Consider the following 20,044-nt stretch of genomic DNA (forward strand, 5'->3'; position numbering starts at 1 on the left):
TGAACGGCGCATTTGTTCACCTCAGCAGAAGTGGACAAATGCGCCGTTCATCGTGCGCTGTTCAGACCTTCGTGACGGCGACCTTGACCTTCAGGCCGTCACCCACGGCGCCCTCGGAGGATCCCTCGCCGAAGACCACCGACGACGTCAGCGTCTCCGACTTCACGAACTCCAGGTGCGGCTCGACAGCGGACCGCACGGCGTCCGGGAGCTCCAGCGTCAGCGTGATCCGGTCGGACACGTCGAGCTTGGCGTCCTTGCGCGCCTGCTGCACCACGCGCACCAGGTCACGCGCGACACCCTCGGCCTCCAGCTCCGGCGTCACCGCCGTGTCGAGCACAACCACGCCCGCACCGCCCGGCAGGGCCGCTGTGGCAGCCGGATCCGTTGCCACCAAACGCTGTTCGTACTCACCCTCGAACAGCTCGACACCGGCGGCGACCACCCGACCGTCCACTTCGGACCAGTCACCGGCCTTCACGGCCTTGATGACCTTCTGCACGTTCGGCCCGAGCCGCGGACCGGCGGCGCGCGCGTTCACGACGAGCTGGAACTGCCCGTAGGCGTCGACGTCCGTGGACAGCGACACCTCCTTGACGTTGACCTCGTCGCGCACGATCTCGGCGAAGTCCTCCAGCGACGCCGCCACCGGGGACGCGACCGTCAAGCGCGCCAACGGAAGCCGCACGCGCAGCTTGTTCGCCTTGCGCAACGACAACGCCGTCGAGCAGACGTCGCGCACCTCGTCCATCGCCGCCACGAGAGCGTCGTCGGCGGGCAGGTCGGACACCGACGGGAAGTCCGTCAGGTGCACCGAACGGCCACCGGTCAGCCCGCGCCACACGACCTCCGTCGTGTAGGGCAGCAACGGTGCCGCCACGCGTGTGACGACCTCCAGCACGGTGTGCAGGGTGTCGATCGCGTCCTGCTCACCGTCCCAGAACCGCTGCCGCGACCGCCGCACGTACCAGTTCGTCAGCACCTCCAGGTACTCGCGAACCAGCTGGCACGCACCGGAGATGTCGTAGACGTCCATCGCCGCCTGGACGTCACGCACCAGGTCGTGCGTCTTCGCCAGCGCGTACCGGTCGAGCACGTTCTTCGAGTCGACGCGCCACGTGCCCTCCTTCCCGGAAGCGTTGGCGTACAACGCCAGGAAGTACCAGGAGTTCCACAACGGCAGCACCGCCTGGCGCACCGCGTCCCTGATACCGCGCTCGGTCACCACCAGGTCGCCACCGCGCAGGATCGGCGACGCCATGAGGAACCACCTCATCGCGTCCGAGCCGTCGCGGTCGAAGACCTCGTTGACGTCCGGGTAGTTCTTCAGCGACTTGGACATCTTCTGGCCGTCGTCACCGAGAACGATGCCGTGCGCCACGCAGTCGCGGAACGCGGGCCGGTCGAACAGCGCCGTCGCGAGCACGTGCAGCGTGTAGAACCAGCCGCGCGTCTGCCCGTTGTACTCGACGATGAAGTCGCCGGGGTAGTGGTTCTCAAACCACTCCGCGTTCTCGAACGGGTAGTGCACCTGCGCGAACGACATCGAGCCCGACTCGAACCAGCAGTCGAGCACGTCCGGGATCCGGCGCATGGTCGAGCGGCCGCTCGGGTCGTCCGGGTTCGGCCGCGTCAGCTCGTCGATGAACGGCCGGTGCAGGTTGTCCGGGCGCACGCCGAAGTCGCGCTCCAGCTCGTCCAGCGACCCGTACACGTCCGTACGCGGGAACTCCGGGTTGTCCGACACCCACACGGGCAGCGGCGAACCCCAGTACCGGTTGCGCGAGATGTTCCAGTCGCGCGCGTTCTCGAGCCACTTGCCGAACTGGCCGTCCTTGATGTGCGCCGGCACCCAGTTGATCTGCTGGTTGAGCTCGACCATCCGGTCCTTGAACTGCGTGACCGCGACGAACCACGCCGACAGCGCGCGCTGGATCAGCGGGTTCGCACACCGCCAGCAGTGCGGGTACGGGTGGTCGTAGGTCTCGTGGCGCAGCAGCAGGCCCGCTTCCTTGAGGTCGCGGATGATCAGCTTGTTCGCCTCGAAGACGTGCACGCCCTGGTACGGCGCCACTTCCGCGGTGAACTTGCCGTCCGGCCCGACCGGCACGACGACCTCGATGCCCGCCGCGTCCGTCACGACCTTGTCGTCCTCACCGAACGCCGGTGCGATGTGGACGATGCCCGTGCCGTCGTCGGTGGTCACGTAGTCGGCCGTCAGCACCTGGTGCGCGTTCTCGCGGCCCACGAAGAAGTCGAACGGCGGCAGGTACTTCTTGCCGACCAGGTCCGAACCCTTGTAGTGGGCGACGACCTCGGGCTCCTCGCCCAGCTCACGCGCGTACGCGGCAACACGAGCCTCGGCGAGCAGGTACTTGTCGCCGTCTGCGCCCACGACCGTCACGTAGTCGACGTCCGGGTGCACGGCGGCGGCGAGGTTGCTCGGCAGCGTCCACGGCGTGGTCGTCCAGACCAGGGCCTTCTCTCCGGACTCGAGGCGCAGCGCCACCGTGACGGCCGGGTCCTGCCGGTCGCGGTAGGCGTCGTCCATCTTGGTCTCGGTGTTGGACAGCGGCGTCTGGCAACGCCAGCAGTACCAGAGCACCCGGAAGCCCTCATAGATCAAGCCCTTGTCCCACAAGGCCTTGAACGCCCACATGACGCTTTCCATGTAGTCGAGGTCGAGCGTCTTGTAGTCGTTGTCGAAGTCGACCCACCGAGCCTGCCGCGTCACGTACTCACGCCACTGGTCCGTGTACTGCAACACCGACGTGCGGCACGCCTCGTTGAACTTCTCGATGCCGAGCTCGTCGATCTCGTGCTTCTGCGTGATGCCGAGCTGCTTCTCGGCCTCGTACTCCGCGGGCATGCCGTGCGTGTCCCAGCCGAACCGGCGCTCGACGTGTTTGCCGCGCATGGTCTGGTAGCGCGGCACGACGTCCTTGACGTAGCCGGTCAGCAGGTGCCCGTAGTGCGGCAGGCCGTTGGCGAAGGGCGGACCGTCGTAGAAGACGAACTCGTTCGCGCCGTTGTCGCCGGCCGGGTTGCGGTCGATGCTCGCCTGGAAGGTCTCGTCGTCCTTCCAGTACCCGAGCACGTCCTGCTCGAGGTTCGGAAAGGACGGCTGCGCCGGGACCTCGTTCTGTCCGGCCCTGGGGTAGGCCATCTCCACTGCTCCTCGCGGTCATGAAGGACACGCGAGGACGACACGCCGGACGTTGCCCGGCAGGCCGCGGTACCACCCCGCTTGCTCACCCTCTGCTTGTCGAACGCAGCGGCGAGCCTCTCGTTCTTCGGCTGTGACGGGCCGGTCCCGTCCGGTTCTACTGAGGCTCGCGCCCGTTCTTCCGGAGGCTCCCCGGTGATGGCCGGATCGGTGCCTGTAGCTACAGGGTAACTGGTGGGTGCAAACCGTATGCTCGCGCGATGACGTTGACCATCGCGTTGTCGATCGTGCTGGCCCTGCTGTTCATCGCCACGGGTGCGGGGAAGCTGTTCGGGGCGAAGACGTCGCTCGAGGCCCGCGACCAGTTCCGGATGAGCGGCGCGCTCTGGCGGACCATCGGCGCGCTGGAGTGGGCGGGCGCGGCGGGACTGATCGTCGGGCTGGTCACGTGGGAGTGGGTGGCGCATGCGGCCACCGTCGGGCTCGGGCTGCTGATGGTCGGCGCCACGATCACCCGGTTGAGGTACGACTCGAAGCCGGCCGGTGTGGTCGTGGACCTGGTGCTGCTCGCGTTGCTGATCACCCTGCTGTTCCTGGACCGGTGACCGTCGAGTTCTTCGTCCTCGGCACGCCCGAGGTCCGGCGCGACGCGGCGCTCGTCGAGGTCGGGCACGCGCGGCAGCTGAGCGTGCTGGCGGTGCTGCTGGTGGACGTGAACCAGGTGGTCAGCGTCGACAAGCTGCTCGCACGGGTGTGGGGTGACGCGCCGCCGCGGCAGGCGAAGTCCGCGCTCTACAGCTACATCTCCCGGCTGCGGGCGGCGTTGCACGGCGTGCCGATCGTGCGGCGCTCCGGTGGTTACGTGCTGGAGGCCGATCCGCTGCACGTCGACCTGCACCGCTTCCGGGCACTCGTCGGCGAAGGCCGGCCCGGTGAGGCAATGGCGCTCGTGCGCGGAGAACCGTTCGAGGGCCTGCGGGGTGCGTGGTTCGCCGGTCTGCGTGAGACGGTGGCGGGCGAGATCACCGCCGCCGAACTGGATCACACCGACGCGCGGCTGGCGGCGGGCGAACACCGGGCCATGGTCGCCGAACTGACCACGCGCACAGCCGAGCGTCCGCTCGACGAACGGCTCGCGGGGCAGTTGATGCGCGCGTTGACCGGCGCCGACCGACGGTCCGACGCGCTGGCCCACTACTCGCGCCTGCGGGACCGGCTCGCGGACGAGCTGGGCCTCGACCCCAGCCCCGCGCTGCGCGACCTGGCCACGTCGATCCAGCGTCCACAGTGGAGCCCGCGGCAGCTTCCGGCGCCCCCGCAGGGTTTCACGGGCCGGGAAGCCGAACTCGAAGCGCTCGGCGACGGGCCGATCGTCACGATCACCGGACCCGCGGGCACCGGCAAGACGTGGCTCGCACTGCACTGGGCGCACGAGCACGCCGCCGACTACCCGGACGGCCAGCTCTTCGTGGACCTGAACGGCCGCGACCCGGCCGACGTCGTCCGCGCGTTCATCACCGCGTTGGGCACCGCACCGGACGGCATACCGCCGGAACCGCACGCACAGACGGCGCTCTACCGCACGTTGCTGGCGAACCGGCGGATGCTGATCGTTCTCGACGACGCCGCCGACACCGCGCAGGTCGTCCCGCTGCTACCGGGCACAGCCCTGTGCCGGGTCGTCGTGACCAGCCGAGAACGCCTGCCCGGCCTCGTCACCGCTCACGGCGCCAGGCCCGTTGTTCTCCAGCCGGCGCCGGAACACGAGCAACGACCCGAGTAGGCGGAAGGTGCTGGTCGTGTACGGCGGCTTCGGGTGGGTCGGCGACGGCGGCGACTTCGCCGTCGAGCACCACGACCGGGACCAGCCGGACACCACATTCCGCGCGAAGATCAGCTACCGGCGCTGATCGCACCCAGCTGCTGCAGCATGCCGAGGTCGTCGCGCACCGCCCAGTGCTCGACGATCTTGGCGTCACGCAGCCGGAACATGTGGGCGAGCTCGACCGACACCTCGCCGCTCTCCGGAGTGGGCACGCCGCGGAATCCCGGCGCCTGCCACGTGCCTACACGGCGGCCGTAGACGACCACGAGATCGCCGTCGGCGATGAAGTGCCGCTCGACCCAGCGCTGGTCCGGCTGGGCACCGAGGGAGAAGCCGAGAACCGCCTTGATGTTCTCGACACCGTGCCGACGTTCGGGCGCGGCGGCGTGGTTGACCACGTCCGGTGCGCAGAGCTCGGTCAAGAGCTCGAACCGGCCCTCGGCCACGACCTCGTCGAGGAACCTCCGGACAACTGCCCTGTTGTCAGCCGGCGTCATCGGAACCCTCACGGTGGGCGACGCGATGGCGTGCCACCAGGGTCGCGTCGGGCCTGCACACGGCGCACGGGGTGAAGTGCAGCTGTCGTGCCTCCTGCACCGGGAGGCCCAGCGTGGGCCTCCCGGCGAGCCAGGAACACGAGCTCAGGTGATACCGGGGCCGCTCGTCCAGCACCCGCACCTCGTCCACCAGATCGGCCACCGCGAGCAGGTCTGCCGCGTCGGTGTCCTCTTCCGGTGGCTCTTCGTCAGCGGGCGGCGTCTCGCCTTCAGGCGACACCACAACCCGTTGATCATCAGTTACTGCGTGTTGATCTACATTCTGCGCCGCAGCTGCGGGGTCCCCCGGACGTCGTCGCCACCAGTCCCAGATCAGAACCAGGGCGGCGAGCAGACTCGCGCCCACGGACGACCACGCCCAGATGGTGTTGGACGTGGTCAGCGCAGGAACGAGCAACCCGAGGGCAGCCAGCACCAGAAGTAGAACTACGAAGAGCACCTAGCGAACAGTAGTTCAGCCCGCTTCGGCGCGTGCGCCGAAGGAGTAGCCCTGGGAACGGCCCTCGGACGGAGCGGCCGGGCCGCGGTCCTGGAGGTCGCGCAGGGACGACTCGAGCATGGTCTTCAGTCGCGTGCGGTACTCGCGCTCGAACGTCTGCAGCTTGTCGATCTGCTTCTCGAGCGTGTTCTTCTCCTGGGTGATGTTGCCCATCACCTCGGCGTGCTTGCGCTGCGCGTCGCGGTCGAGCGCGGTGGCCTTCTCACGGGCCTGCCGCTCGAGCGTCTCGGCGCGGGTGCGCGCGTCGTTCAGCATGGTCTCGGCACGCGTGCGCGCTTCGTTGACCATCGTGTCGGCCTTGGCACGGGCCTCGGACAGCAACTGCTCCGACTTCGTGCGGGCCTCGGACAGCATGCCGTCGGCTTCGGCCTTGGCCTCGCCGGTCAGCCTGTCCGCCATCTCCTGGGCGAGACCCAGGACCTTCGCGGCCTGCACGTGGTGGTCACCACCACCACCGGGGGACGTCTGCTCCATCACCGTGGGCGGCGGAACCGGCGCCAGGCGGCGCGGCTCCTCCACCGGCATACGGCTCGTCATGGGGCCGGAAGAAGCCTTTGCGCGCGCGTCGTCGAGGTCGGCACGTGCGGTCTCGAGCTGCTGGTCGAGCTGCTCGACCTGCTGACGGAGGTCGTTGTTCTCCTCGATCAAGCGGGCCAGTTCGCCCTCAACCAGGTCGAGGAACGCGTCCACCTCGTCCTCGTTGTAGCCCCGCTTGCCAATCGGCGGCTTGCTGAACGCGACGTTGTGCACGTCAGCGGGGGTCAACGGCATCGGATCACCTCTCGCACTCCTGGGCTGCGGTCATCCCCGGTTCCCCGTCACCTGGGATCTGCGAATCGCATCAGAATGATAACGACCAGCCACAGCACAATAATCGATAGGTCCAGCCCGACGCCCCCGATCCGCACAGTCGGGATCAACCGACGGACAAAACGGACCGGTGGGTCGGTCACGGAGTAAACGGTCTCCAGCGTCACGGCCACGCCGCCGGCGGGGCGCCACTCCCTCGCGAAGGTCCTCACCATCTCGACCACGACACGCGCGGTCAGGAACAGGGAGAACGCAAAGAGGACGTAGAAGATGACGAGACGGATCGGGTCCACGGGCTCAACTCTAACCGTGGTTGCCGAACCCGCCCTCCGCCAGCTTCCGCCGGTCCTCCGCCGTCACGTCAACGTTGGGCGGTGAGAGAAGGAACACCCTGCTGGTGATCTTGTCCATGGACCCGCGCAGAGCGAACGCGAGACCGGCCGAGAAGTCGACGAGACGCTTGGCGTCCGCGTCGTCCATGTCGGTCAGGTTCAAGATCACCGGAGTGCCGTCGCGGTAGTGCTCCCCGATCGTGCGCGCCTCGCTGTAGTTACGGGGGTGAAGCGTGGTGATGCGCGCCAACGGGTTGCCTGCCGGCTCGGCGACCGGACGCAGCCTGCTCACGGGCTCGCGCTGCGGCTCGACGGCGAGCGCGCCGTGCACGGGTGCATCGGCGCTCCAGCGTCGCGCGCTCGAGGGGCTGCCCCCGCGCCGCGACTCCGGCTCGTAGTCGTCCGACTCGTCGATGTCGGCCCGGTAACCGGAGCCGGAGAGCTCCGACCGGCCCGGCGTGAACACGCGGCTGCGCCGCGGATAAGGGTCGTAGTCGTCGGCCTCGGCCGCGTACTCGGACCGGTAGTCGCCGTAGCGGCCGCGGTCGTCGTCGTAGCCGGGGTCGTCTGCGTACTCGGCGGGGACCATCCCGAAGTAGGCCTTCAGCTTGTGCAAAGCGCTCATTCCAGCCCCTCCTCGGCGGTGCCCCACTCTTAGGGACGGTGCGGACGGTCCCGAGGTTCCCGACAACCTAAGGCAACGTTAGCCGCCGACTGCCGAGCAACGCCGTTCCGACACGCACACAGGTCGATCCGTGCGAGATGGCATCTTCCAGGTCCCCGCTCATTCCCGCTGACACCTCAGTGGCAGTGGGATGATCATCACGTAGGCCTGTTACCACTGACGCCAACGCCTCAAACGCCTGCGATGGCTTCATCGTCAACGGCGCGACAGTCATCGCACCGCGAAGAATAAGATCACCCGAACGAGTGATCGCGCCAGCCAGTTCCCCGACATCGGGAATCGCACAGCCGCCGCGTGACGTGTCGCCGTCGATGCTGACCTGCAACAACACGTCGAGCTTCGTGCCTTTCGCGTGCGCTGCCTTCGCGAGGGCCTCGGCCAATCTCACGCTGTCGACCGAGTCCACCTGATCGGCCCACTCGACGACGGATTTGGACTTGTTCCGCTGCAATCGGCCGACCATGTGCCATCTCGCGCCGTCGAGATGTCTCAATTGGCTGACCTTCGCGCCCGCCTCCTGATCGCGGTTTTCCGCGAAGTTACGGAGCCCGAGTTCGTAGAGCAGTTCGACATCGCTCGCCGGCCAGGTTTTCGTCACCGCGAGCAACATCACTTCGGAACGATCACGCCCCGCAGCCTCGCACGCCTTCGCGATGCGTTCCTCGACCTCGGCGAGGTTCGCGGCGAGCTCCTCTCGGCGACTCACGGCTCCATCCAAACGACCGAGGCGAGCCGCCCGGTCGGGGCCTGCCTGCGGTGGCTGAAGAGGTCCTTCTCCTCGAACGTGCAGCGCGGGTCGACGCCGATCTTGCCCACGCCGGCGCTCGCCAGCTGGTTCCACAGCCCGGCCCGCAGGTCGAGCGCCGGGGTGCCCTTGCGCGACTTGGAGGCGCTGCCCGGCAGGTGCTTCTCGACGTCGGCCTGCATGGCGGCGGGCACCTCGTAGCACTCACCGCACACCGCCGGCCCGAGCAGGACCTCGATGCGTTCGAGCTCGGCGCCCTGCGCCATCATCGCCTTCAACGCCTCGACGACGACCCCGACACGCGCGCCGACACGCCCGGCGTGGACCGCGCCGATCACGCCGGCCTCGGAGTCGCCGAGCAACACCGGAACGCAGTCGGCCGTGAGCACCACGAGCCCGAGACCAGGCTGTTTCGTCACAACGGCGTCGGTCGCCTCCAGCGGCTGCGGCTGCGGCCCGTCGACCACGCCGACCGTCCGGCCGTGCACCTGTTCCATCCACACCAAACGGTCCGGCGTGAGCCCGATGCCCTCGGCGAGACGAGCACGGTTGGCCTCGACCGCCTTCTCGTCGTCCCCCACGTGGTCGCCGAGGTTGAACGAGTCGTACGGAGCCTTGGACACGCCACCAGCGCGAGTGGTGACAACACGACGAATGCGCACACCCACACCCTAAAACGCTGAAGGGAACCTTCCTCCACCTGAGGTGGACGAAGGTTCCCTTCAGCGAGCTCTCAGCGCCGCATGAACGGCGGCACGTCCACCTCGTCGTCCGGGTCGTCGGTGACGGGCACCGGACGCGACGGCAGCGAGCCGGTCTGCGCCAGCGACCGTGGCACCGCGGGCACGTACCCGTTGCCCTGCACCGGCGACGGCTGCGAGGTGGGCGGCGGCGTCACGGGCGGAGCGGGCTGCGGGGCGGGCTGGGCGACCGGCTGCGGCGCCGGCGCCTGCACGACGGGCGGAGGCGGGGCCTGAGTGACAGGCTGCGGCGCCGGTGCGTGCGTCGGCGTGGCCGTCGCCGCGGCGATCGGGCCGGACGCCGTGCGCGGCGGTGAGGACAGCGCCGTCGGCTCCAGCTTCTTGTGCGTCGGGCCGCCGCCGTCGAACCCGGCGGCGATCACCGTGACCCTGACCTCGTCGCCGAGCGAGTCGTCGATGACCGTACCGAAGATGATGTTCGCGTCCGGGTGCGCGGCCTCCTGGACCAGCGACGCGGACTCGTTGATCTCGAACAGGCCCAGGTCGGAGCCACCGGCGATCGAGAGCAGCACGCCGTGCGCACCCTCCATCGACGCCTCGAGCAGCGGCGAGTTGATCGCCTTCTGCGCTGCCTGGACCGCGCGGCCCTCACCGCGCGCGGAACCGATGCCCATCAATGCCGAGCCCGCACCGGACATGACCGACTTGACGTCGGCGAAGTCCAGGTTGATCAGACCGGGGGTCGTGATCAGGTCGGTGATGCCCTGGACACCGGAGAGGAGCACCTCGTCGGCCGAACGGAACGCGTCCATCAGGCTGACACCGATGTCACCCAGCTGGAGCAGCCGGTCGTTCGGGATGACGATCAGCGTGTCGCACTCGTTGCGCAGGGCCTGGATGCCGTCCTCGGCCTGCTTGGCGCGGCGCTTGCCCTCGAAGGAGAACGGGCGCGTGACCACACCGATGGTGAGTGCGCCGAGCTTGCGGGCGATCGAGGCCACCACCGGCGCGCCGCCGGTGCCCGTGCCGCCACCCTCGCCGGCGGTCACGAAGACCATGTCGGCCCCCTTGAGGACCTCCTCGATCTCCTCGCGGTGGTCTTCGGCGGCCTTGTGCCCGACCTCGGGGTTCGCGCCTGCGCCGAGGCCGCGCGTGAGTTCCCGGCCGATGTCGAGCTTGACGTCGGCATCAGACATCAGCAAGGCCTGTGCGTCGGTGTTCACCGCGATGAACTCGACGCCCTTGAGCCCGACCTCGATCATGCGGTTGACGGCGTTGACGCCGCCACCACCGATGCCGACGACCTTGATCACCGCGAGGTAGTTGTGCGGGGGCGTCATCGGATCCGCCTTCCTGATCGTGGTCCGTGCTGTGGTGCTGGGTGGTGATGCACCCGGATTGAAACTCTCAACCTCTCCTCGAGGTCCAGAGTTATGTCAACCCCATATGTTCCTGCTGGACGGTAAGCACCGGCGGTGCGTCGGTCCAGCAGGCGCGCCGTAGGGTCCCAACACTGTGCGCTACTACTCCCCGGTCGTGCCGTCAAGTAGTGCGCACGGTGCAGAGCACGACGCACCACAAGCGTAGTCGGAGCTCGAATCGGAGATCGTCTCGCCCACACCTTCGCCACTTCCACCTCTTTTCCCGGTGATCTTTCGTTACCGTCCGTGGATCGGGATGAAGATGCTGAGCATCGCGCTGGCCGCGATCGCTCTGGGGGCAGTGACGGTCGCACCCGCGAGTGCGGCACCGGAAGGCAACGAGATCGTCGAGATCAAGAACGTGCTCGAGGGCCTGTGCCTCGACTTCAACGAGCCCGCGACCACGAGACCTGCGCTGACCGCCTGCACGGGCAGCGCGACGCAGCAGTTCGAGCGGATCCCGGCGGCGGACGGCAGAGGGGAGTTCCTGCGCAGCGTCGGCGGCAGGTGGTGCCTCGACGGAACGTTCTCCTACTGGATCGCGCTGCGGGGCAACTGCGACACGGACAAGGCCGGCCACCGGTTCGAGCTGGAGCCGCAGCCCTCGGGCAGCGTCAAGCTGAAGAACCAGGGCGAGTTCATCGACGCGTGGTCCTGGCGCGGCCGGGGTGAGCTGACCATGGAGACCCCGAACTCGACCGGGTACCAGGACTGGCAGATCCGCCGGGTCGGCGTGGCGCCGAAGCCCGAGCTCGCCGCCGTCGTGCGTCCGAAGAGCGCAGGCTGGGGCAAGTGCGTGGCCGAGGACGGGCCCGTCGCCAGGATCACCGCCTGCGGCACGACGCAACGCGAGACGTACCAGCGCCTCGACGCCGGTGACGGCAAGGTGGCGCTGCGCAACTCGTCGAGCGGCAGGTGCCTGAGCACCGATGAGTACTACGAGGTGGACCTCGTGAACTGCGCGACCGGCGCACGGGACCAGCAGTGGACTCTCGTCGCCGACGAGCTCGGCCGCCACCGGGTCAGGAGCGAGCTGACCGGCAACTACCTGGAGGAGACCGACGGTCTGGCGAAGGCGTACCCGTACTACCAGGGCCTCTGGCAGAAGTGGGAGCTGACGGCGGCTTGGTCGCCGGGTGACCGGGCGGCCTCCCGGCCGTCCGGTCACCGCCCCGCGGTCACCCGCTGGGCCGCGAGCCTTCCGGAGATGAGCACCGGCGGCACTCCGACACCAGGAGTCGTTCCCGCGCCGGCCAACGCCACGTTCTCGACGCCCCTGACGACGTTGCGCGGCCGGAACGGGCCGGTCTGCGCGAAGGTGTGCGCCAGCCCGAACGGCGTGCCCTCCGCGTTGCCCCAGTCCCGCGGCGTGACGAGGTGCTCGTCCCGGATCGCCGCCCCGAACCCGTCCAGGCCGCGCTTCTCCAGCGTGGCGACGAGCTCGTCGCGGTACCGAGGTGCGACGCGCTGCCAGTCGATCGGGCCGGTCCGCAGGTTCGGGCACGGCGCCAGCACGTAGTGCAGACCGTCCTGGGCATGCGTGACGAGCAACGACGGGTCCGACATCAACCGCCCTTTGTGGACGATCTCGGTGAACGTCTCGCGCCAGGCCGCGCCGAACAGGATGTTGTGGTGCCCGAGGTCCCACGTGCGATCCGTCGCGGCGTGCAACACCACGGCCGATGGCGACCAACGGTGTCGCAGCAGCCGTTGCGGACGCTTCCCCAGCAACCGATATGCGTCCGGCAACTCACACGCCAGCACGACCGCGTCCGCGGTGATCCGCTCATCCGCCGTATGGACGGCGGTGACTCGCGACCCGCTCCACTCCAGCCGTGTGACCGTTGCGCCGTAACGGAACTCCGTGCCGTGCTTCGTCGCGGCATCGGCAAGCGCTTGCGGCACCGCATGCATCCCGCCACGTGGGTGGTAGACGCCCGCAATGGTGTCCATGTACGCGATGACCGCATACGCCGCGAGAGCTTGCTGCGGCGGCACACCCGCGTACAGCGCTTGGAAGGAGAACAGCCGGATCAAGCGTTCATCACTGATGAACCGCCGCAACTGGGGTTCCAGCCGGCCGAACCCGCCGAGGCCCGCTAGCCGCACGAGTTCCGGCCGGAGCAGATCGAGCGGCGAGTCGAAGTTCGCGCCGATGAAGTGCTCGCGCTGCACCGCGTACAGCTCGCCCAGCCACCGCCGCAGCCTCCGGTACCCGGTCGCTTCCCTTGCGCCGCAGACGTTGCGGATCTCGTCTTCCATCCGGGACGCATCGGTGTGCACCGCGATCCGCGATCCGTCCGCGAACCTCGCGTGGTAGGCCGGATCGACCCGGTCGAGCGTGAGCCAGTCCGCGGTCCGCTCCCCCACCGCCCCGAACGCCTCGTCGAGGTACTCGGGCATCGTGAGGACGGTCGGCCCGCTGTCCGCCGTGAACCCGCCAACCCCGACGGTCCCGGCGCGACCGCCTGGGGCGTCAGCCTTTTCGAGCACGGTGACCCGGCGACCGGCGCCCTGCAGGTGCAACGCGGCCGACAGTCCGGCAAGACCGGCGCCCACAACAACGACGTGTCCTGCCATGCGTACTTCCTTCGGGTGACAACGACCAATACGGCTAATGCCGCGAGAACCAGTCCGATGAGCACGGTAGTCGTTCACTTCGAGGAGGCCCGTCTTGGCACACGCACCCGCGTCCGTGCGTTCGCTCGTCATCGAGGCGATCGTGTTGGAACTCGTGACGAGCAGGTTGGGCAGCCTGTTCGTGCGGGTCGCGACTGCGTTGAAGCCGAGCGACTGAAAGCAGGAGATTCCCGTGTGCTCGCAACCGACTCCCCGCTCGCCGCACCGGCGTCCTCGCCGCTACCCGACGCCGTCGCGGCCGCCGGCACCGCGGCCGTGATCCGGGCTCGCCGACACCAGGGTCGTCGGCACGCCACCAGTAGCGTGTCGCAGCTATCTCCTGGGATGTGACAGTGAGAGTGATGCCGGCGGGCAGCCGCGCTTCGATCATGAAGATCGCGCTCTCATGGCTGCGAACTGCACAGTTGGCAGCAGTTGGGGTGATCAGACGTTTGCGCCAGCACTCTTCTACCGCCAACTCGGCGGCGACGTGCATGAGCGCGACCATCCGGGCTTTCGGTAACGAGCACCAGACCGCAAACCCCCTGCCCGACTCAACGGAGCACAACCAAGCCGCGACGCTCTACTAGGACACGGTGGCCAGTTCCGGCGCCGACACGTCGTACGTCGTGCCCGGCCGCGTGAGCAGCACCTGCAGCACCGCGGCCTTGCGCGGGGTGTCGTCGGCGCTTCCCCATTTCACGACGCGGTTGCCGGCCAGCGTCAGCTTCACGTCGGCGCCGGACGTCGCCGCCACCTGCAGCACCTCGGGCCGCAGCTTCTCCGGCAGGTTGTTCACGACCCCGACCACGGCGCGGGTGGCCGGGTCCTCAGGCGACGGCGCGGCGAGGAACAGTTCGGGTGCGCCCGGCGCCGCCGTCGCCAGGACCGCGTAGTCCTTGCCGGTGGCGTCGATCAGGTGGTAGCCGTCGGACAGCTTCACCGAGCCGACCGGGACGCGTTCGGTGATCAGCAACCGGACGGTGCCGGGAAGCTGGCGTTCGACCTCCACCGCGGCGACGCGCGGCATGGCGGCGACGCGGTCGTGGATGCCGCGGAGGTCCAGCCGCACCAACGGGGAGCCGGGTTCGATCGCCGCGGTCGCGCGGACCTCGTCCTCGGTCAGCACCACGGAGCCGCGGACGTCGACCTGGTGCACGCCCAGCAACGGCGTGAAGAACACGCTGTAGGTCAAGCCCACGACGGTGAGCAACGTCAGCAGGGCGACCAGGCGGCGGCGCAGGATGATCCTGCGCCGCGCCCGGTACTCGGCACTCTTGGGCCGCCGGTTCGAGGCGGGGCGAACTCGCGTGGACCTGCCGCGAACCGGCGCGCTCATGCCTGCTCTTCGTGTGACAGTGCGCTGACGATCTCGGGGCCGAGCATCGTCACGTCGCCCGCGCCCATGGTCACCACGAGGTCGCCCTCGCGGACCAGCGACGCCACCAAGGCGGGCACGCGGTCGAACGACGGCTCGTAGTGCACCGAAGCCGTGACCTGGTCGGCGATCAGCGCGCCGGACACACCGGGCTCCGGCTCCTCGCGAGCGCCGTAGACGTCGAGCACGACGACCTCGTCGGCCAGCGACAGGGCCGTGGCGAATTCGGCGGCGAACGTGCGCGTGCGTGAGTACAGGTGCGGTTGGAACACCACGACGACACGACCCGCGCCCGCGACCGGACGTGCCGCACGCAGCTGTGCGTCGACCTCGGTCGGGTGGTGCGCGTAGTCGTCGTAGACGGACACGCCACCGGCGCGGCCCTTGAACTCGAACCGCCGCCGCACGCCACCGAACGCCGCGAGACCCTCGAGCAACCCGGTCTGGTCGGCACCGAGCTCAAGGCCGGCCAGCAGAGCCGCGACTGCGTTCAACGCCATGTGCTCGCCGGGCACGGCGACACGAACCTCGACCGCGACGCCGTCGATCTCCACCGACGCCAGGCCACCGGACTCGAAGGGCTTGTAGTCGATGATCCGCGCGTCGGAGGCGGTGCGGCCGTACTCGCGCACCCGGATGCCCCGCGCACGCGCCTCGGCGATCAGCCGAGCAGCACCGGGATCGTCCACACAGGACACCAGCACGCCACCGGGCGTGATCCGCTCCAGGAACGAGTCGAACACCGCCGTGTAGGCCTCGACGGTGCCGTGGTGGTCGAGGTGGTCCGCCTCGACGTTCGTCACAACGGCGACCGACGGCGAGAAGAACAGGAACGAGCCGTCGGACTCGTCCGCCTCCGCCACGAACACGCCACCGGTGCCCTGGTGTGCGTTGGCACCGGACTCGTTCAGGTCGCCACCGATGGCGAACGACGGATCCAACCGGCAGTGTTGCAACGCGACCGTCAGCATCGAGGTGGTCGACGTCTTGCCGTGCGTGCCGGCGACACACACGACGCGGTGGTCTTCCATCAGCGCGGCCAGCGCCTCGGCGCGGCGCAGCACCGTGATGCCGCGCTCGCGGGCCGTCGCGTACTCCGGGTTGGAGTCCTTGATCGCGGTCGACACCACGACCTCGGTCGGGCCGCCGACGAGCTGGTCGATGTTCGCGGCGTCGTGGCCGACGGCGATGCGCGCGCCCTGGGCACGCAGCGCCAGCACCGTCCGCGAGTCCTTGGCGTCCGAACCGGACACCTGCGCACCACGCGCGAGCAGGATGCGGGCGATGCCGCTCATGCCGGCACCACCGATGCCGACGAGGTGAACGCGTTCGAGGCTCACTTCTTGATCACATCCAGGACTGTGCGGGCCAGGATCTCGTCCGCCTCACGACGGCCGGTGCCGAGCGTCGCGGCGGACATCTGTGCCAGCCGGTTGCGGTCGGCGACCAGCGGCACGACCAGGGAGGCGACCCTCTCCGGCGTCAGCTCCTCGTCCGGCACCAGGATGCCGCCACCGGCGGAGACGACCGGACCCGCGTTGAGGGCCTGCTCGCCGTTGCCGATCGGCAGCGGCACGAACACCGCCGGCAGTCCGACGGCCGACACCTCGGCGACGGTCATCGCGCCCGAACGGCACAGCACCGCGTCCGCGGCGGCGTACGCGAGGTCCATGCGCTCCAGGTACGGCACCGGCACGTACGCGGGCGCTCCCGGAACCTGTTGCACGGCGACGCTGTTCTTCGGACCGTAGGCGTGCAGGACACCAACGCCGGCACGGGCGAACTCCGCCGCGACGGGTGCCACGGCCTCGTTGATCGAGCGCGCGCCCTGCGAACCACCGAACACCAGCAGTGTCGGCGCGTGCGGGTCCAGGCCGAAGAACCGGCGGGCCTCGTCGCGCAGCGCCGCGCGGTCCAGCGTCGTGATCGACTGGCGCAGCGGGATGCCGATGATCTGGGCGTCGGTCAGGCCGGAGTCCGGCACGGCCGCCGCGACGTGCTCGGCGAACTTGGCACCGACCTTGTTCGCGAGGCCGGCCTTCGCGTTCGCCTCGTGCACCACGATCGGCACGCGGCCACGCGCGGCCAGGTAGGCGGGCAGCGCCACGTAGCCGCCGAAGCCGACGACGACGTCCGCGCCGACGCGCTCCAGCACCTCGCGGGTCTGCTTCACCGCGCCGCGCACGTTCAGCGGCAGCTTGAGCAGGTCGAGCGTGGGCTTGCGCGGCATCGGCACCGGCGGGATCAGCTCCAGCGGGTATCCGCGGGCCGGCACGATCTTGGTCTCCAGGCCGCGCTCGGTGCCGAGCGCGACGACACGTGCGTCCGGCCGCAGTCGCATGACCGCGTCGGCCAGCGCCAGTGCCGGCTCGATGTGGCCGGCGGTGCCACCACCTGCGACCACGACGCACGGACCACTGGGGGCAGGGTGCCCGGTCAAGACTTGCCTCCGGATATTGGTTTCGACTTCAGCGATCAGTTGTATCGCCCGCGACCGCGGGTCGACCGGCCTTGCTCCGCGCGGCCCTGGTTCACCCGCCGCGTTTCGCGGCGACGGTACTCCGAGGGAGGAGCGGATCGTCCAGCCATACGACGTTCGTCGACGACCGGGAGTTGCGCGGTGCGCCTGCCCGGTGCGCGCGGAGGCGTGGACGGCCGGACCGGCTTGCGCTTGGGCGGCGGCTTGTAGGCCTCCGGCGCCGGCAGCTTGAGCAGGCTGCCGACGCGGCCGGGACCGAGCGAGCGCAGCGCCGACACGGCTTCCGGCTCGTGCCGGGCGCAGTTCGCGAGGATGCCGAACACGATCATGGTCATGACGACCGACGTGCCACCGGAGGAGATCATCGGCAGCGTGATGCCGGTGACGGGCAGCAGCCGCACGACGTAGCCGATGTTGATCGCGGCCTGCGCGACCAGCCACACGGTCAGCGTCGCGGCCACGATCCGGATCCACGGGTCGGTGTTGCGCCACGCCACCCGCAGCCCGACCCACGCGAGGCCACCGAACAGCGCCAGCACCAGCGCGCACCCGATGAACCCGAGCTCCTCGCCGATGACGGCGAAGATGAAGTCCGACTCGACGTTGGGCAGGTAGCGCCACTGCGAGCTGCCCTGCGCGAGACCCTTGCCGAACCAGCCGCCCTCGGCGAGCGCGTACATTGCCTGGCGAGCCTGCAGACCCGCGCCCTGCGGATCGGAGTCGGGGTCGAGGAACGACGTCACGCGCTGCAGCCGGTACGCGGCGCCGATCGCGAGCACGACGGCACCCGCGATCGCGCCACCGGCGATCACACCGAACAACCGCATCGGGGCGCCCACGAACCACAGCAGGCTGATCAGCACCACGCCGAGCGTGATCGTGCCGCCGAGGTCGGGCTGCAGCATCACCAGCGCGAACACCAGCATCGCGACCGGCACGACGGGTACCAGCAGGTGCCGGTACTGCGACAGCAACGCCCGCTTGGTGACCAGGACGTGCGCACCCCACAACGCCAGCGCGAGCTTCACGGCCTCGATCGGCTGGAACGAGATCGGCCCGACGGTGAACCACGACCGGGCGCCACCGCGCACGTCGCCGAGCGGCGTCAGCACCAGCGCCAGCAGCAGGACACCGATGCCCATCGCGGCGGTCGACATGTGCCGCAGCCGCCGCAACGGGAACCTCAGCACCAGCCAGAACAGCACTGCGCCGACGCAGACGTAGATCAGCTGCTTCTGGAACACGCTGTACGCCGACACACCCGACGCGACCTGGCCCGGCGCCGACGCCGACAGCACCATCACCAGGCCGAGCACGGTGAGCATGCCGAAGATCGCGAGCAGCAGGTGGAAGTCGGCGAGCGGGCGGCTCAGCCACGCGGTCAGACCGCCGCGCAACGACCCGATGCGGCCCGAGGGACGCACCTTGCGCTTCGGTCTCGTCTTCTCCGCGACGACGCTCATCGGCCGATGAGCTCCTGCACTGCTGCCGTGAAAGCCTGCCCGCGATGGGCGTAGTCGGTGAACATGTCCATGGAAGCCGCCGCCGGCGCGAGCAGCACGGTGTCCCCCGGCCTCGCAAGTTCCTGAGCAGCCCGCACCGCGACGGTCATGGGCTCATCGTCCCCCGTGTCAAGCACACGAACGGGGACATCCGGCGCGTGTCGCGCCAGCGCGTCCGCGATGATCTGCCGATCCTGGCCGATCAGCACCACACCGCGCAGCCGATGCGCCTCGGTGCGCACCATCTCGTCGACCGACGCGCCCTTCAGCAACCCGCCGGCGATCCAGACGACGCTGTCGAACGCCCGCAGAGACGCCACCGCGGCATGCGGGTTCGTCGCTTTCGAGTCGTTGATATATTGGATATCAGTCGCGTCCACCGCGACCAGCACAGCGCGGTGAGCAGCCGGTTCGAACGCTTCCAGGCCCTCGCGTACAGCCTCCGACGGCACTCCGTACGCGCGCGCCAACGCCGTGGCGGCCAGAGCGTCGGCGATTCCGGGAGGCCCGGCCGGGCGGATCTTCGAGACCTCGACCAACGGTTCGTCGTCGGCGAACGCCCTGTCGACCAGCCAGCCGTCGCGCACCCCGAGCTGGCCGTCCGACGGCTCGTCGAGGGTGAAGCCGACGCGGTCGCGGGCCGGCGCGTCCTCCAGCAGGTCGACGACGAGGTCGTCGTCGAGCCAGCCGATCGCGACGTCACCGGTGAGGATCCTGGCCTTGGCCCGCGCGTAGGCGTCCATGCCACCGTGCCAGTCGAGGTGGTCCTCCGCGAGGTTGAGCAGCGCGCCCGCCTGCGGCCGCACCGAGGGCGCCCAGTGCAGCTGGAAGCTCGACAGCTCGACGGCGAGCACCCGGCGTCCGGCCAGCAGCGCGTCGACGACCGGCAGCCCGACGTTGCCGCACGCCACGGCGTCGGCGCCGGCCGCGTGCAGGATCGACTCCAGCATGCCGACCGTCGTGGTCTTGCCGTTCGTGCCCGTGACCGCGAGCCACACCGGCGGGTCGGCCAGCTCGGACGCCATCCGCCAGGCCAGCTCGACCTCGCCGATCACCTCGATGCCCGCCGACGCCGCGGCCGCGAGCAACGGGCTCGACGGCTGCCAGCCGGGCGAGGTGACGACCAAGGACGTCCCGGCGGGCGGCTCGGTGAGACCCGGCACCAGGGCGACGCCCTCGAGCAGGCTTTCCAGCGCCATCAGCCGTTCCGGCGACGAGTCCGTCACCACGACCTCGGCACCCGCCGCGAGCAACGCCTCCGCGGCGGACCGGCCGGTCACTCCAGCACCGGCGACCAGCACCTTTGTTCCGGCCAGTTTGGTCAT

18 protein-coding genes are annotated in these 20,044 nt (G+C 69.4%); 3 read left to right on the forward strand and 15 right to left on the reverse strand.

Annotation, left to right across the window (positions count from 1 at the left end):
• Positions 1-61: 61 nt before the first annotated feature.
• Entirely contained in the window at positions 62-3,166 is a 3,105-nt protein-coding gene (gene ileS / locus JOD27_RS18310) for an isoleucine--tRNA ligase (protein WP_204763450.1), read from the reverse strand.
• Positions 3,167-3,426: 260 nt separating this feature from the next.
• Here ileS and JOD27_RS18315 point away from each other — a divergent pair, with 260 nt between their 5' ends.
• Positions 3,427-3,771 carry a DoxX family protein gene (locus JOD27_RS18315; RefSeq protein WP_204763451.1) on the forward strand — a complete coding sequence of 115 codons (345 nt, stop codon included), beginning with the start codon at positions 3,427-3,429 and terminating at the stop codon, positions 3,769-3,771.
• A complete protein-coding gene (locus JOD27_RS18320) occupies positions 3,768-4,949 on the forward strand; it encodes an AfsR/SARP family transcriptional regulator (RefSeq protein ID WP_204763452.1) in 1,182 nt (393 codons plus the stop codon). The genes JOD27_RS18315 and JOD27_RS18320 overlap by 4 nt, the downstream gene beginning before the upstream one ends.
• A gap of 110 nt (positions 4,950-5,059) precedes the next feature.
• Here JOD27_RS18320 and JOD27_RS18325 read toward each other — a convergent pair whose 3' ends face one another.
• From JOD27_RS18325 to crtI, 9 genes are all read right to left on the reverse strand, one after another.
• On the reverse strand, positions 5,060-5,488 hold the full coding sequence (locus JOD27_RS18325) for an ester cyclase (RefSeq protein ID WP_204763453.1): 429 nt from the start codon (positions 5,486-5,488) through the stop codon (positions 5,060-5,062).
• Positions 5,475-5,987 (reverse strand): hypothetical protein, encoded by a 513-nt coding sequence (locus JOD27_RS18330; protein ID WP_204763454.1) that lies wholly within the window; start codon positions 5,985-5,987, stop codon positions 5,475-5,477. The genes JOD27_RS18325 and JOD27_RS18330 overlap by 14 nt, the downstream gene beginning before the upstream one ends.
• A 15-nt stretch (positions 5,988-6,002) precedes the next feature.
• Positions 6,003-6,818: a DivIVA-like cell division protein Wag31 gene (gene wag31 / locus JOD27_RS18335; protein ID WP_204763455.1), complete on the reverse strand. Its 816-nt coding sequence runs from the start codon at positions 6,816-6,818 to the stop codon at positions 6,003-6,005.
• A gap of 47 nt (positions 6,819-6,865) precedes the next feature.
• Positions 6,866-7,141, reverse strand: coding sequence for a YggT family protein (locus JOD27_RS18340; RefSeq protein WP_372441712.1), 276 nt, complete (start codon positions 7,139-7,141; stop codon positions 6,866-6,868).
• 19 nt (positions 7,142-7,160) lie between these two features.
• Positions 7,161-7,814, reverse strand: a complete 654-nt coding sequence (locus JOD27_RS18345) for a cell division protein SepF (RefSeq protein WP_204763457.1) — start codon at positions 7,812-7,814, stop codon at positions 7,161-7,163.
• Between the two features lie 67 nt (positions 7,815-7,881).
• Complete coding sequence (locus tag JOD27_RS18350) at positions 7,882-8,580, reverse strand: YggS family pyridoxal phosphate-dependent enzyme (RefSeq protein WP_204763458.1); 699 nt, start codon at positions 8,578-8,580, stop codon at positions 7,882-7,884.
• Positions 8,577-9,281, reverse strand: a complete 705-nt coding sequence (gene pgeF, locus JOD27_RS18355; RefSeq protein ID WP_204763459.1) for a peptidoglycan editing factor PgeF — start codon at positions 9,279-9,281, stop codon at positions 8,577-8,579. The genes JOD27_RS18350 and pgeF overlap by 4 nt, the downstream gene beginning before the upstream one ends.
• Before the next feature lie 71 nt (positions 9,282-9,352).
• On the reverse strand, positions 9,353-10,660 hold the full coding sequence (gene ftsZ, locus JOD27_RS18360) for a cell division protein FtsZ (RefSeq protein WP_204763460.1): 1,308 nt from the start codon (positions 10,658-10,660) through the stop codon (positions 9,353-9,355).
• 1,245 nt (positions 10,661-11,905) lie between these two features.
• The gene (crtI, locus tag JOD27_RS18365) at positions 11,906-13,321 is read right to left on the reverse strand and encodes a phytoene desaturase family protein (RefSeq protein ID WP_204763461.1); all 1,416 of its coding nucleotides are present in this window, start codon (positions 13,319-13,321) and stop codon (positions 11,906-11,908) included.
• A gap of 94 nt (positions 13,322-13,415) precedes the next feature.
• Between crtI and JOD27_RS46085 the strand changes: the two genes are divergently transcribed.
• Positions 13,416-13,538 carry a hypothetical protein gene (locus tag JOD27_RS46085; protein WP_275591726.1) on the forward strand — a complete coding sequence of 41 codons (123 nt, stop codon included), beginning with the start codon at positions 13,416-13,418 and terminating at the stop codon, positions 13,536-13,538.
• 408 nt (positions 13,539-13,946) lie between these two features.
• On the opposite strand, the gene JOD27_RS18370 is transcribed toward JOD27_RS46085, so the two are convergent.
• The 5 genes from JOD27_RS18370 to murD are packed head-to-tail and all read right to left on the reverse strand — an operon-like array spanning position 13,947 to position 20,044.
• On the reverse strand, positions 13,947-14,699 hold the full coding sequence (locus JOD27_RS18370) for a cell division protein FtsQ/DivIB (protein WP_204763462.1): 753 nt from the start codon (positions 14,697-14,699) through the stop codon (positions 13,947-13,949).
• On the reverse strand, positions 14,696-16,078 hold the full coding sequence (gene murC, locus JOD27_RS18375; protein ID WP_307830198.1) for a UDP-N-acetylmuramate--L-alanine ligase: 1,383 nt from the start codon (positions 16,076-16,078) through the stop codon (positions 14,696-14,698). Before murC ends, JOD27_RS18370 begins: the two co-directional genes overlap by 4 nt.
• Positions 16,075-17,193: an undecaprenyldiphospho-muramoylpentapeptide beta-N-acetylglucosaminyltransferase gene (gene murG / locus JOD27_RS18380; RefSeq protein ID WP_204763983.1), complete on the reverse strand. Its 1,119-nt coding sequence runs from the start codon at positions 17,191-17,193 to the stop codon at positions 16,075-16,077. The genes murC and murG overlap by 4 nt, the downstream gene beginning before the upstream one ends.
• 20 nt (positions 17,194-17,213) lie before the next feature.
• Positions 17,214-18,680, reverse strand: coding sequence for a putative lipid II flippase FtsW (gene ftsW, locus JOD27_RS18385; RefSeq protein WP_204763463.1), 1,467 nt, complete (start codon positions 18,678-18,680; stop codon positions 17,214-17,216).
• Positions 18,677-20,044: a UDP-N-acetylmuramoyl-L-alanine--D-glutamate ligase gene (gene murD / locus JOD27_RS18390; RefSeq protein ID WP_204763464.1), complete on the reverse strand. Its 1,368-nt coding sequence runs from the start codon at positions 20,042-20,044 to the stop codon at positions 18,677-18,679. The genes ftsW and murD overlap by 4 nt, the downstream gene beginning before the upstream one ends.

Source organism: Lentzea nigeriaca, assembly GCF_016907955.1.
Lineage (GTDB): Bacteria > Actinomycetota > Actinomycetes > Mycobacteriales > Pseudonocardiaceae > Lentzea > Lentzea nigeriaca.